This window comes from Gilliamella sp. B3367 (genome assembly GCF_026536825.1).
Lineage (GTDB): Bacteria > Pseudomonadota > Gammaproteobacteria > Enterobacterales > Orbaceae > Gilliamella > Gilliamella apicola_E.
This window is the reverse complement of sequence record NZ_JAFNNJ010000001.1, coordinates 566,056-580,346: the sequence shown is the minus strand read 5'-3', so window position 1 is coordinate 580,346 and position 14,291 is coordinate 566,056. Positions and strand designations below refer to the sequence as shown.

At 38.4% G+C, this 14,291-nt stretch carries 9 protein-coding genes; 1 reads left to right on the top strand and 8 read right to left on the bottom strand.

The features are described from left to right. Positions 1-5 precede the first annotated feature (5 nt). From J3U23_RS02545 to rlmF, 8 genes are all read right to left on the bottom strand, one after another. Positions 6-506, bottom strand: a complete 501-nt coding sequence (locus J3U23_RS02545) for a hypothetical protein (RefSeq protein WP_267338349.1) — start codon at positions 504-506, stop codon at positions 6-8. Between the two features lie 193 nt (positions 507-699). Further along, positions 700-2,067: a hypothetical protein gene (locus J3U23_RS02540; RefSeq protein WP_267338348.1), complete on the bottom strand. Its 1,368-nt coding sequence runs from the start codon at positions 2,065-2,067 to the stop codon at positions 700-702. A gap of 817 nt (positions 2,068-2,884) precedes the next feature. After that, positions 2,885-4,195: a hypothetical protein gene (locus tag J3U23_RS02535; RefSeq protein ID WP_267338347.1), complete on the bottom strand. Its 1,311-nt coding sequence runs from the start codon at positions 4,193-4,195 to the stop codon at positions 2,885-2,887. Positions 4,196-4,983: 788 nt separating this feature from the next. After that, entirely contained in the window at positions 4,984-6,348 is a 1,365-nt protein-coding gene (locus J3U23_RS02530; protein ID WP_267338346.1) for a hypothetical protein, read from the bottom strand. A gap of 709 nt (positions 6,349-7,057) precedes the next feature. Next, positions 7,058-7,216: a hypothetical protein gene (locus J3U23_RS02525; protein WP_267338345.1), complete on the bottom strand. Its 159-nt coding sequence runs from the start codon at positions 7,214-7,216 to the stop codon at positions 7,058-7,060. Positions 7,217-7,382: 166 nt separating this feature from the next. After that, a complete protein-coding gene (locus tag J3U23_RS02520; RefSeq protein ID WP_267338344.1) occupies positions 7,383-8,711 on the bottom strand; it encodes a hypothetical protein in 1,329 nt (442 codons plus the stop codon). A 1,059-nt stretch (positions 8,712-9,770) separates the two neighbouring features. Further along, positions 9,771-11,096, bottom strand: coding sequence for a hypothetical protein (locus J3U23_RS02515; protein ID WP_267338342.1), 1,326 nt, complete (start codon positions 11,094-11,096; stop codon positions 9,771-9,773). 583 nt (positions 11,097-11,679) lie between these two features. Then, positions 11,680-12,630, bottom strand: a complete 951-nt coding sequence (gene rlmF / locus J3U23_RS02510) for a 23S rRNA (adenine(1618)-N(6))-methyltransferase RlmF (protein ID WP_267338341.1) — start codon at positions 12,628-12,630, stop codon at positions 11,680-11,682. Between the two features lie 247 nt (positions 12,631-12,877). Between rlmF and J3U23_RS02505 the strand changes: the two genes are divergently transcribed. After that, complete coding sequence (locus J3U23_RS02505) at positions 12,878-14,245, top strand: sodium:proton antiporter (RefSeq protein WP_267330210.1); 1,368 nt, start codon at positions 12,878-12,880, stop codon at positions 14,243-14,245. Positions 14,246-14,291: the final 46 nt, after the last annotated feature.

Below are 14,291 nucleotides of genomic sequence, written 5' to 3'. Positions count from 1 at the left end.
TGCTATTAATGCAATTCACTAAAATAATTCTTCAACTCCTGAATAAACGCACTATCTACCATAGCAGGATATTTATTTGCCTGCCATGATTGTAAAAATAATAGATGCTGAATCGTTAAGGATTTATTCATATCGTGGAATTCGTTTAACTGTTCGTTTACCTCTTGGGATGTTGTGAGAAGGGATTGTGGTGTTTTTTGCTTCGGTATTTGGCAATGATTTTGGTACCATAATTCATAACCACTTAAATCATAATCACCTATTAACTCATACCCGGTTAAATTAGGGCTGGCATTAGGATAGCGTTTAGTAATAGAACGGGTAGGAAATCCACCACAAACGATAATTTGGTCTATCTTTTTTATAAACTTTGCCGTTGCCTTTAAGTTAAAACCCAATAACTGCTGAACCACATATAATGATTGATTATAAAGCTTTAAAAAATTACCTTCGGCAATAAACTGAACCGGACTTTTACTTAACGCTATTTTTTCTTCAATATTCATTTTATATTACTCCTTTAATATCAATATTTTTAACCACCACCTCAGTGCCCAGCATTTTTGCCGCTTAGCCACAAAATCGCTTTTTATGGCTAAACGACGTTGACTCGTTGAGTCAGCTTGCTTTTAATCAGTTAACACTATTTTTTATCCCCCCCCACCCCCGGCCTAAGGATTAAGAACGAAGAAATAAATATTAAGGATGGGAGCAAAGGCCGTAGGTGGAGATGTTGTTGTAGAACCAACCCACGTCACCGTGGTTTATGGGCACGATAAAGTGGCCACTATCACGCGAGTCACTAGTCCGGTACTCATAGTTGCCGAAGAAGCCAACGCCAGCGTAATCCTCCATTTTGCCCCACTCAGCTAAAAAACCAGAACCTATATGACGCATATAATGATTATTAGGTGAGGAAGGGGTGGCGCTGACTGAACCACGACAGCGATTATAGTTAAAACCGCCTGGCAGACAAGATGCATTGGTTAAATCCTTTACCTTAGGAAGGCGATAACCAAGACTATTACACCAAGATAAAGCACGAGAATAATTGTACTCAATCACATTACCACGGTTGACGAACCACTGCTTCAAAGTAAAACCATATTTGACAACAGGAGTACCATTACTATCACGACCGACCAACTCGAATGTCTGAGGCAAAGTAGGTTTAGAAATAAGACCAGGATTGTCTGAACTATGCTGGGATGTGGTAGCGTAAGGACCAGTTAAAGTAACACGAACGCTTGTAGCAGTAGAATTAGACATTGTGACTGTGATACCACCCTGAGAAACAGGAGACCAATACAATGGCTGACTACTACCACTAATGAGTAAATCAAAGTACAATCCATTAGCACCAGTTGTAGGAAAGTTTCTTCCGTAAGATGATGGGCCTGTTGACTGAGGGATAAAACCATTAGCTGGGTCCCACATTGAAGCTGGGCCAGCAAAATCCCAAGATGGGTAATAAGGATTATCACCAAGCTTACCATATTTTAAATTAGGTCTTGCGAAACAAACCACAGGCTCAGCCTTAGGATTGACGTAATAAATCACATTACTGGCATTGAAAGTACTACGATTAGGAAATCCGTAACGAGTAGATAATGTACCATTAGTACTAGATAACTTAATCCTATAAGGTGCGTTACAAATTGTTGGAACGGTACTACGTGATACAGACTGACCTCTTTTATCGACGATAGATAAACTTAAAGAACCTGTAGCACTAACGCCAGAATCTCCATCATCATCTCCCCAATAATTATTAGGAGGACCGATAAGAGTACTTAAAGAAACTGAATTAGTATTAGTTGGGACGAACATACGAATATCAGCAAAACTCTGACCCGCAACCGGCAAGACGATTGGGGTTGTAGATGATGAATTGTTAGAAGGCGTGTAATTAGCTCCGTTAGATAGCGTAATCCCAAGCAGACCATTAGTATCAACTGCACGAGTACGACCACCGTCGAAAGTCAGATAAGGTGCACTACCCTGTATCGCATTCCTAGTTGTCTGTGATGTCAATGCGTGACCCGAAAAAGGAAGGAAAAAGACCACGAAAAAAACAATCTGCCGGGATAATTGGAAAAAATCGAAGGATCGAAAACAGGATCCGAAAAAGGATCGCGAAAAGGATCTGAAAATGGATCGGAAAAAAGATCGAGAAAAGGGTCGCGGAAGCGATCGCGCGAAAATTCGCAGAATTTCACTTGATTGAGTAGAAAAATAAGCTTCAGTGAAAAATTTAAACTGGGTGCTGGACTTAGACGAATTTAAAAGATAGGTTGGCCAGGTTGCCTGTTGCCTGTTGCCTGTTGAAAATTATAATGCATTTTAGACTACCCTGTCAAGTAATTTTTTGATTTATTTGTGATTTTATACTTTTATATCAAATTTTAGCCTAGTAGCTAAAACCGTGTAAAAAGTATAGTGATTGGAAAAACACGATGCAACACTTTTTTTCGCTCAATTACGTTAACTTTTGTAAATAGGATCTAAAAAGGATCTAAACCATAACTTATTAACTATTGTTTTCATTAAATATATTGCAATTGCAAATCTTTAAAATTAGAGCGATTGATCCTTAAAAATTTTATTTTAAGGTTTTGGATTAGAAATTTAGTGATTTGGATCATTTAATAATTTTTAAGTGACATTTAAAACCTCAAAAACCCCGTTCCTCAACTTTTTTTGCGATAAAATCGCCTCAAAAATAAACCCGCCTAGGCGGGTAATTGAAGCTTCGCTTAGCCGCAAAATCGCTTTTTATGGCTAAACGACGTTGACTCGTTGAGTCAGCTTACTTTTAATCACCTAATACTATTTTTTATCACCCTCCCCCCCGCCTTAAGGATTAAGGATGAAGAAATAAAAACTAAGGATGGGAGCAAAGGCTGTAGGCGGAGGAGGAGGAAAAAACACCTCCGCCCCTAACGGACACGACAAAATAGCCGCTACTATTCCTCCGGTCACTAGTCCAAACCCAATCTAGGTTGTTGAAGTCAACGCCTGAATAATCAGACATATTGCCCCACTCCGCAACAAAGCCAGAACCTATATGACGCATAAAATGATTAGCCGGCGAGGAAGGGTTGGCGCCAGAGATAGGAGAAGAGCCTGTACGAACCGCGTTGGTTAAATCCCTTACGCTAGGCATTCGATAACCAAGACTATTACACCAAGATAAAGTTTGAGGATACCTGTCCTTTTTAGAACCACGGTTGACGAACCACTGCTTCAAAGTAAAACCATATTTGACGACTGGAGTACCATTACCATCACGACCGACCAATTCGAAAGTCTGAGGCAAAGAAATAGTGGAAAGAGGACCAGGATTGGATGAACTTTGCTGGGATTCGGTAGCGTAAGGACCACTTAAAGTAACGCGTACGCTTGTAGCAGTAGGATTAGACATAGTAGCAGTGATACCTCCATGAGAAACAGGAGACCAAGACAATGGCTGACTACTACCGGTAATGAGTAAATCAAAGTACAATCCATTACCGCCAGTTGTAGGAAAGTTTCTACCGTAAAGTGACGGGTCTGTTTCTTGAGTGAGAAAACCCTTAGCAGGGTCCCACATCGAAGCTGGGCCATTTTGGCTAGAAGATTCGTGAGACGTATTTGGTTTGGCGAAACAAACCACCGGCTCAGCCTTAGGATTAACGTAATAAGTCACATTACTAGCACTGAAAGTACTACGATTAGGAAATCCGTAACGAGTAGATAATGTACCGTTAGTACTAGATAACTTAACACTATAAGGTGCCTTACAAATCTCTGGCACTGCACTACGTGATACCGTTTGACCGTTTTTATCGACGATAGATAAACTTAAAGAACCAATAACAGTAACGCCAGAATCTCCATCATCATCTCCCCAATAGTTATTAGGAGGACCGATAAGTGTACTTAAATCGACTGAATCAGTATCAGTAGGAACCAACATACGAATATCAGCAAAACTCTGACCCTCAACCGGCAAGACGATTGGGGTTGTAGATGATGAATTGTTAGAAGGCGTGTAATTAGCTCCGTTAGATAGTGTAATCCCAAGCAGACCGTTAGCATCGACAGCACGTGTACGACCACCGTCGAAAGTCAGATAAGGTGCACTACCCTGTATCGCATTCCTAGTTGTCTGTGATGTCAATGCGTGACCCGAAAAAGGAAGAAAAAAAGCCACGAAAAAAACAATCTGCCGGGATAATTGGGAAAAGGATCGAAATCTGAAAGAGGATCCGGAAAACGATCGGAAAAAAGATCGAGAAGAGGATCGCGGAAGCGATCGCGCGAAAATTCGCAGAATTTCACTTGATTGCGTGGAAAAATAAGCTTCAGTGAAAAATTTAAACTGGGTGTTGGACTTAGACGAATTTAAAAGATAGGTTGGCCAGGTTGCCTGTTGCCTGTTGCCTGTTGAAAATTATAATGCATTTTAGACTACCCTGTCAAGTAATTTTTTGATTTATTTGTGATTTTATACTTTTATATCAAATTTTAGCCTTGTAGCTAAAACCGTGTAAAAAGTATAGTGATTGGAAAAACACGATGCAACACTTTTTTTTGCTCATTTACGTTAACTTTTGTAAATCGGATCTAAAAATGATCTAAATTATAATTGGTTAATTGATGTTTTAATTAGAGATATTGCAATTACAAATCTTTAAAATTAGAGCGATTGATCCTCAAAAATTTTATTTTAGGGCTTTGGATTAGAAATTTAGTGATTTGGATCATTTAATAATTTTTAAGTGACATTTAAAACCTCAAAAACCCCACTCCTCAACTTTTTTTGCTAAAAAACACCTCAAAAATAAACCCACCTAGGCGGGTAATTCAAACGTCGCTTAGCCGCAAAATCGCTTTTTTTATGGCTAAACGACGTTGACTCCTTGAGTCAGCTTACTTTTAATGACTTAACACTATTTCTTTATCACCCCCCCCTGAGGATTAAGGACGAAGGAATAAGAACTAAGGATAGGCACAAAGCACGTGGTAGTGGTAGTAATACCAATGCACAGTACCGTTGTGCATGTTGACGATAAACTGGTTACTACCAGACTGGTTCGGGTCACTAGTCCAGTACCAATTGCCGCCGAAGCCAACGCCTGAATAATCACCCAGTCTGCCCCACTCAGTGACAAAACCTGAACCTATATGACGCATATAAACATTATTAGGAGAAGAAGGGGTGGCGCCGACTGAACCCTGACACGTAGAATCATAATAGGAGCCAGGCTGACAAGATGCATTGGTTAAATCCTTTACCTTAGGCACTCGATAACCAATACTATTACACCAAGATAAGGCAGAAGGATAATAGCCATCCCAAGAACCTCCGTTGACGAACCACTGCTTCAAAGTAAAACCATATCTGACGACTGGAGTACCATTAGTATCACGACCGACCAACTCGAAGGTCTGAGGCAAAGTAGGTTTAGAAATAAGACCAGGATTGTATGAACTATGCTGGGATTCGGTAGCGTAAGGCCCCGTTAAAGTAACACGTACGCTTGTAGCAGTAGAATTAGACATTGTGACGGTGATACCTCCCTGAGAAACAGGAGACCAAGACAAAGGTTGATTAACACCACCAATGAGTAAATCAAAGTACAATCCATTAAGACCTGTAGTAGGAAAGTTTCTACCGTAAAGTGACGGGTCTGTTTCTTGAGTGAGAAAACCATTAGAACGGTCCCACATCGAAGCTGGGCCAGCAAAATCAAAAGATGGGTAATCACCTGAATCACCACGCTTACCATACCTTAAGTTAGGCCGAGCAAAACAAACCACAGGCGGAGCCTTAGGATTGACGTAATAAGTCTCACTACGAGCACTGAAAGTACTACGATTAGGAAATCCGTAACGAGTAGATAATGTACCGTTAGTACTAGATAACTTAACTTTATAAGGTGCATTACAAATCTCTGGCACGGTACTACGTGATACCGTTTGACCACTTTTATCGACGATAGATAAACTTAAAGAACCTGTAGCAGTAACGCCAGAATCACCATCATCATCCCCCCAATAATTATTAGGAGGACCGATAAGAGTACTTAAAGCGACTGAATTTGTATCAGTAGGAACGAACATACCAATATCAGCAAAACTCTGACCCTCAACCGGCAAGGTGATAGGTGCTGAAGAAGATGAAGTATTGGTTGAAGGCGTGTAATTAGCTCCGTTAGATAGTGTAATCCCAAGCAGACCGTTAGTATCAACTGCACGAGTACGACCACCGTCGAAAGTCAGATAAGGTGCACTACCCTGTATCGCATTCCTAGTTGTCTGTGATGTCAATGCGTGACCCGAAAAAGGAAGGAAAAAGACCACGGAAAAAACAATCTGCCGGGATAATTGGGAAAAGGATCGGAAAAAAGATCGAGAAGAGGATCGCGGAAGCGATCGCGCGAAAATTCGCAGAATTTCACTTGATTGAGTAGAAAAATAAGCTTCAGTGAAAAATTTAAACTGGGTGTTGAACTTAGGCGAATTTAAAAGATAGGTTGGCCAGGTTGCCTGTTGCCTGTTGCCTGTTGAAAATTATAATGCATTTTAGACTACCTTGTCAAGTAATTTTTTGATTTATTTACAATTTTATACTTTTCTGTTAAATTTTAGCCTACTAGCTAAAACCGTGTAAAAAGTATAGTGATTGGAAAAACACGATGCAACACTTTTTTTCGCTCATTTACGTTAACTTTTGTAAATAGGATCTAAAAATGATCTAAATTATAATTATTTAACTATTGTTTTAATTGAATATATCACAGTTACAAATCTTTAAAATTAGAGCGATTGATCCTCAGAAATTTTATTTTAGGGCTTTGAATTAAAAATTTAGTGATTTGGATCATTTAATAATTTTTAAGTGAAATTTAAAACTTCAAAAACCCCGCTCCTCAACTTTTTTCGATAAAACACAACAAAATAAATTATTCCCAGTTAAAACTTTGTTTTAAACACTTCAAGTCAACTATCTAACGGACTTATTGCTATTTCCAGTTTATTTACTCAAGTCATATGAATTATCGAATAAAAGTTAAGGAGAAACACAAAGTCCGTTGTAGTTGCGTAATCGGTCCACGAATAGTACATCACCGAAGTACGAGCCCACAACAAACGGCTGATTATATGAAGGATTAGTATCAACCGTCCAATAACTGTCAAAGGAAAAATTGGCTTGTGAGTAATTTTTCATCAATCCCCACTCGGTAAAGAATCCTGTGCCGATTCTACGCTGATAATAATTGCCGTTTGAAGAAGGGGTTGCACCAACTGAACCTTCACAATCATTAGTTAAACTATTTTGCAGGAATACGCTATTTTACCCATCCCTAACTTCTGTGCTTACTTAGACAAGAGGACTAAGGATAGGCACAAATCACGCTGTTATCGTCGATAGCCCAACCAACATCACCGTAGGCCGCGAACACGGCAAACTGATAGCTACCATTTGAATCACTAGTCCAGTACCCATAACGATCAAACCCAATTCCTGAGTAACTCAGCATTCGCCCCCATTCCGTAAAAAAACCTGCACCAATCCGACGCTGGTATAAATTATTAAGTGATGAAGGCGTAGCTCCAACTGAACCTTGACAGTAAGGGTGAGAACCACTTCCTTGACAAGAAGCATTAGTTAAATCCATTACGAGAGGCATTCGATAACCTATATTATTACACCAAGATAAGGTATTAGAATAAGAGTCTTCTATTCCACCGCGGTTGACAAACCACTGCTTTAACGTAAATCCATATTTAACAACAGCATTACCTCGACTGTCTCGACCGACCAACTCGAATGTCTGGGGCAAAGATGGCCTAGGTATATTACCAGGATTGCTAGACATATGCTGAGATGAGGTAGCAACAGGTCCACTTAATGTAACTCGAACCCTTTTACTTGTAGAATCGCTCATTGTAGCGGTTATACCTCCGTGAGAAACTGGTTCCCAAGACAAGGACTGATTAATACCACCAATATCTAAATCAAAGTACAAACCATGAGCACCAGTAGTCGGAAAATTTAAACTATAAGATGATGGTATAGTTGATTGAGGAAGAAAACCATTATCAGGATCCCAAATCGAAGTCGGACCAGCATAATAGCCTGTACCATACATCAAAATTGGCTTAGCAAAACAAACCTTCGGCGATGCCTTAGGATTTATATAATAGATCACACTACTGGCGTCAAAACTACGAGTATTAGGAAAGCCATAACGTGTGATTAAGGCAACATAAGTATTGGCTAAATTAAGTCGATAAGGTGCATTACAAATTTCTGGCACGGTATTACGTGATACTACTTTGTTGTTTTTGTCCACGATAGATAAACTTAAATTACCTGTAGCGGTAATGTCACCATCGCCATCATCATCTCCCCAATAATTGTAAGGTGAACTGACAAGAGTACTCAATGCTATGGAATCAGTATCTACTGGCACTAACATGCTAATATCAGCAAAACTTTGACCTGTTACTGGTAATTCTATTGGTGTAGTTGATGAATTGTTGGTTGACGGCGTATATCTAACGCCATTAGATAAAGATATCCCAAGCAGACCATCAGTATTAATTGTTCGTGTAAGACCACCGTCAAAGGTTAAATACGGGGCATTACCGTGAATAACACTTGATGTTTTAGAAGTTAATGCATGGCTAGAAAAAGAAATAGGAAGTAAAAGAGCCACCGCTCCCCCTATAAAGATCTGCCGGGATAATTTGGATCGATGAAAGGATCGGAAAAAAGATCGCACGAAAATTAGTGGAATTGTGCTTAATCGAGTGAAAAAATAAACTTTTGTGAAAAAAGGACGTTGGAAGCTTAATTTAGACGAATTTAAAGTATAGGTTGGCCAAGTTGCCTGTTGCCTGTTGCCTGTTGGAAATTATAATACATAATCGACAATCCTGTCAAGTAAATTTATGATTTATTTTGATTTTATTTTAAATTTGATTGAAATTTATTCTTTAATGTAATGATGAAAAAGTATAGTGAACAGAAAAAAACGACGCAATATCTGTTTTCACTTTTATTGCTAATTTTCGTAAAGATAAAACGCTTTACATGCTAAAAATGACAGCTAATTATTGTTTTAATTAGTTAATATCGACTTTACAATATTTAACAGTTGTAATAATGAAAAATTTAGCATTTGATTTTAGTGACGTATGAGTTTGAGGTGTAATTTAACATCCCAAAAACCCTGCTCCTCAACTTTTTTGGATGCAAAAAACGGCCACTAAAAAACGCCATAGCTTAAAGCGGAATTATTTATTTTAGACAATATTTCAAAGCGAATTTTGAACCCCAAAAACCCCGTTCCTCAACTTTTTTTGATGCAAAAAAACGACTACTAAAAACGCCACAATTTAAAGCCGAATTATTTATTTTAGACAATATTTCAAAGCGAATTTTGAACCTCAAAAACCCCGCTCCTCAACTTTTTTTGATGTAAAAAACGGCCACTAAAAAACGTCACAACTTAAAGCGGAATTATTTATTTTAGACAATATTTCAAAGCGAATTTTGAACCCCTAAAAACCCCGCTCCTCAACTTTTTTTGCGATAAAATCGCCTCAAAAATAAACCCGCCGAGGCGGGTAATTGAAGCATCGCTTAGCCGCAAAATCGCTTTTTTTATGGCTAAACGACGTTGACTCCTTGAGTCAGCTTGCTTTTAATCACCTAATACTATTCTTTATCACCCCCACCCCCGCCCTAAGGATTAAGGACGAAGAAATAAGAACTAAGGATGGGAGCACAGGCCGTAGTAGGGGTAGGAGGAGCCGCTCGAATACGCATCGCCGTTGTACGTTGCCACGGTAAACTGGCGACTACCAGACGGGTCACTAGTCCAGTACACGTCGTTGAAGCCAACGCTAGAGTAATCCACCATTTTGCCCCACTCCGTAAAAAAGCCAGCACCAATTCGACGCTGGTAATAATTACCCGGCGAGGAAGGGGTGGTGCCTAAATTATTATAATTTGAATTTGTTAAATCCCTTACGCGAGGCATTCGATAACCAAGACTATTACACCAAGATAATGTATTAGAATAAGTGTCCCGCTTAGAACCACGGTTCACGAACCACTGCTTCAAAGTAAAACCATATTTAACAACAGGAGTACCATTATTGTCACGACCGACCAACTCGAAAGTCTGAGGCAAAGTAGGTTTAGAAATAGGACCAGGATTTCTAGAATTATGCTGGGATTCGGTAGCGTAAGGACCAGTTAAAGTAACGCGTACGCTTGTAGCAGTAGAATTAGACATTGTAACAGTAATACCTCCCTGAGATACGGGAGACCAATACAATGGCTGACTTACACCACTAATATCTAAATCAAAGTACAATCCATTAGCACCAGTTGTAGGAAAGTTTCTACCGTAAAGTGATGGCTCAGTTGACTGAGGGATAAAACCATTAGCAGGGTCCCACATCGAAGCTGGGCCAGCAAAATCCCAAGATGGGTGAGAAGTATCATCACCACGCTTACCAGGAAATAAGTTAGGCCGAGCAAAACAAACCACCGGCGCAGCCTTAGGATTGACGTAATAAGTCTCACTACGAGCACTGAAAGTACTACGATTAGGAAATCCATAACGAGTAGATAATGTACCGTTAGTACTGGATAACTTAATCCTATAAGGTGCGTTACAAATTGTTGGAACGGTACTACGTGATACAGACTGACCTCTTTTATCGACGATAGATAAACTTAAAGAACCTGTAGCAGTAACGTCAGCATCACCATCATCATCCCCCCAATAATTATTAGGAGGACCGATAAGTGTACTTAAATCGACTGAATTTGTATCAGTAGGAACGAACATACTTATATCAGCAAAACTCTGTCCCTCAACGGGCAAGGAGATTGGAGTTGCAGATGATGAATTGGTAGAAGGCGTATAATGTGCACCATCAGATAGTGTAATCCCAAGCAGACCGTTAGCATCGACAGCACGTGTACGACCACCGTCGAAAGTCAAATAAGGAGGAGTACCCTGTATCTGATTTGCTGTTGTCTGTGATGTCAATGCGTGACCCGAAAAAGGAAGGAAAAAGACCACGAAAAAAACAATCTGCCGGGATAATTCGGAAAAGGATCGAAATCTGAAAGAGGATCCGAAAAACGACCGGAAAAAGGATCGAAAAGAGGATCGCGGAAGCGATCGCGCGAAAATTCGCAGAATTTCACTTGATTGCGTGGAAAAATAATTTTTAGTGAAAAATTTAAACTGGGTGCTGGACTTAGACGAATTTAAAAGATAGGTTGGCCAGGTTGCCTGTTGCCTGTTGCCTGTTGAAAATTATAATGCATTTTAGACTACCCTGTCAAGTAATTTTTTGATTAATTTACAATTTTATACTTTTCTGTCAAATTTTAGCCTATTAGCTAAAACCGTGTAAAAAGTATAGTGATTAGAAAAACACGATGCAACATTTTTTTTCGCTCACTTACGCTAACTTTTGTAAATAGGATCTAAAATGGATCTAAATTATGATTGGTTAATTATTGTTTTAATTAAATATATTTCAATTGCAAATCTTTAGAATTAGAGCAATTGATCCTCAAAAATTTTATTTTAGGGCTTTGAATTAGAAATTTAGTGATTTTGATATTTTAATAATTTTTAAGTGAAATTTAGAACCTCAAAAACCCCGCTCCTCAACTTTTTTGATTATCATTTTTCGCTCTTCTTGATCAAAAAACGTCCACGCAACAAAACGGCTAATTTTTTGTCCTTGAGCCATAGAGACAATTTTATATTCAGTTGCCACTTTTAGTTGTTTTTTTATTTTGCTTAGCGTCTCTTTTTTCGATACCAATGAGGTAAACCACAGGCATTGCGTTTGGAATTTGATACTCTCTTTTATCATTCTAGTGATAAATGCACTTTCGCCCCCTTTGCACCAGAGTTCAGCGTGTTGTCCACCAAAGTTGAGGATGAGATTATCTTTCGTTGAATTTACTTTTCCCAACTTTTTAAGTTTAGTGTAAGCACTTGCATGTGCTTCTTGTTCGGAGGCGTGAAAAGGTGGATTGCATAGGGTGGCTAGGTAAAATTCTTTAGGTTGAATGATATTTTCAAAAATAGCTTCGTTGTCAGGTTGTAAGCGACATTGTAATGTGTTTTTTAATAGATCATTAGATTGTGCTATCAGTGAAGCAACTTTTATTGATGTTGGATTGATATCACTACCAACAAATGACCAACCATACTCTGCACAACCAATAATTGGATAAATAATATTCGCCCCAACCCCAATATCTAAAATGCGAACCTGTTTACCTGTAGGAATTTGGTTATCTTGCGCTAACAGATCGGCAAGATAGTGTATATAATCTGCTCGCCCCGGAATTGGCGGACATAGATAGTTGTCAGGAATGTCCCAATACGAAAGTTGATAATAGTGCAATAATAGCGCTTTATTTAGCATTTTGACCGCAGTAGGATCAGCAAAATCAATCGTTAACCGCCCATATTGATTAGGCTTTACAAAATTAGATAGCTCGTTCAATGTTTTGATAAGTAAATCAAATGGATAACCATTAATGTGTTTATTGCGGTGGTGTAAAGCTGTTTTTTTGATTGATTGCATGGATGATCCAACATAGAGAATTAATCACTATTATAACGTTTTTGAGCATATTTGTGAAAATAGCGAGAGATTTTATGCTTCAAAAACCCCGCTCCTCAACTTTTTTTATAATCGTTAAGTTATACGATTGTGGATGATTCGAAAATTAATTTTGAATTTGTTATAATCATCCACTTTAAATCCAACCGATAATACAATGAAAAATCTAAAAAAGTTTTTGATATTCCCTTTTTTGAGTTTAGTGCTTATGTCTTTTGATTCCTATGCGAGTGAGTTTCATGGACAGGCGTTATCATTACTTTGGGTGATCCCTTTCGTTGGAATTTTGTTGTCGATTGCTTTATGTCCACTATTTTTAGCCCGATTATGGCATTATCACTACGGTAAAGTTGTTGCCGTTTGGACGTTATTATTTTTGGGGTTTGCGCTGGTTTCATTTGGTTTAACGACAACAATTGAACTAACAGTACACGCCATTGTTCAGGAGTATATTCCTTTTATATTATTACTTTTGGCTTTGTTTACGGTTTCCGGTGGCATTCTGATTAAGAGTGATAAAATCAGCACACCAAAATCCAACGTTATTTTACTGATGATTGGCGTTGTGCTTGCTTCAATTATGGGAACAACTGGTGCTGCGATGTTGATGATTCGTCCACTACTTCGAGCTAATCGTCAACGACAGTATGCTGTACACACGGTAATATTTTTTATCTTTTTAGTTGCCAATATTGGCGGTGGATTAACGCCTTTAGGCGATCCACCGTTATTTATTGGTTTTTTAAAAGGTGTCGATTTTTTCTGGACAGTTAAGCATATGCTGTTGCCTGTTGTGTTTACATCAGGGTTATTGTTAATTATTTATTATTTTATCGATCATTACTATTACGTTAAGCAGTATGGTGTGAATAGTAATCCAATTAGTGCTAAGCCTGTTAAGTTATATGGTCTAAATAATCTTGTATTATTATTGGCTATTATTGCTAGCGTGATTTTGTCTGGTGTGTGGCATTCATCGATAAGTTTTACTATTTTAGGTTCACAAATCGCATTACAAAATTTAGTTCGTGATGGCCTTTTTATTGCTATTACGATAATTTCAATAATGATTACCCCAAAACAAGTTCGAGCAGGCAACGAATTTAATTGGGAGCCAATAAAAGAGGTTGCTAAGTTATTTATTGGAATTTTTATTACTATTGTGCCTGTGCTGGCGATTTTACGTGCGGGTAATGATGGTGCGTTGGCTTCGGTCATTTCATTGGTGACTAATGACCAAGGTGCACCAATAAATAGTATGTATTTTTGGTTATCAGGATTGCTATCCGGATTTTTAGATAATGCACCAACTTATCTGGTCTTTTTCAATCTTGCTTCGGGTAATGCTAGTAGCTTAATGACGACGTTTGAAAGCACTTTACTGGCTATTTCAATGGGCTCGGTATTTATGGGCGCTTTAAGTTATATTGGTAATGCCCCTAACTTTATGGTTAAAAGCATTGCTGACCAAAATAAAATCAATATGCCTAGCTTTTTTGGTTATATGAAGTGGTCAATCGGGATTTTGATTCCGGTTTTTATTATTGATAATTTGGTGTTTTTTGTGTTTTTTTAAGAAATGACTCTTTTTAGAATTCCCCAAGTAAAGTGCGTATTATTTT

What these genes read in the sequence shown, in the direction of transcription:
- rlmF (WP_267338341.1), bottom strand. Translation starts at nt 12,630, where the DNA reads ATGCAATCAATCAAAAAAACAGCTTTACACCACCGCAATAAACACATT.
- J3U23_RS02545 (WP_267338349.1), bottom strand. Translation starts at nt 506, where the DNA reads ATGAATATTGAAGAAAAAATAGCGTTAAGTAAAAGTCCGGTTCAGTTT.
- J3U23_RS02525 (WP_267338345.1), bottom strand. Translation starts at nt 7,216, where the DNA reads ATGAAAAATTACTCACAAGCCAATTTTTCCTTTGACAGTTATTGGACG.
- J3U23_RS02505 (WP_267330210.1), top strand. Translation starts at nt 12,878, where the DNA reads ATGTCTTTTGATTCCTATGCGAGTGAGTTTCATGGACAGGCGTTATCA.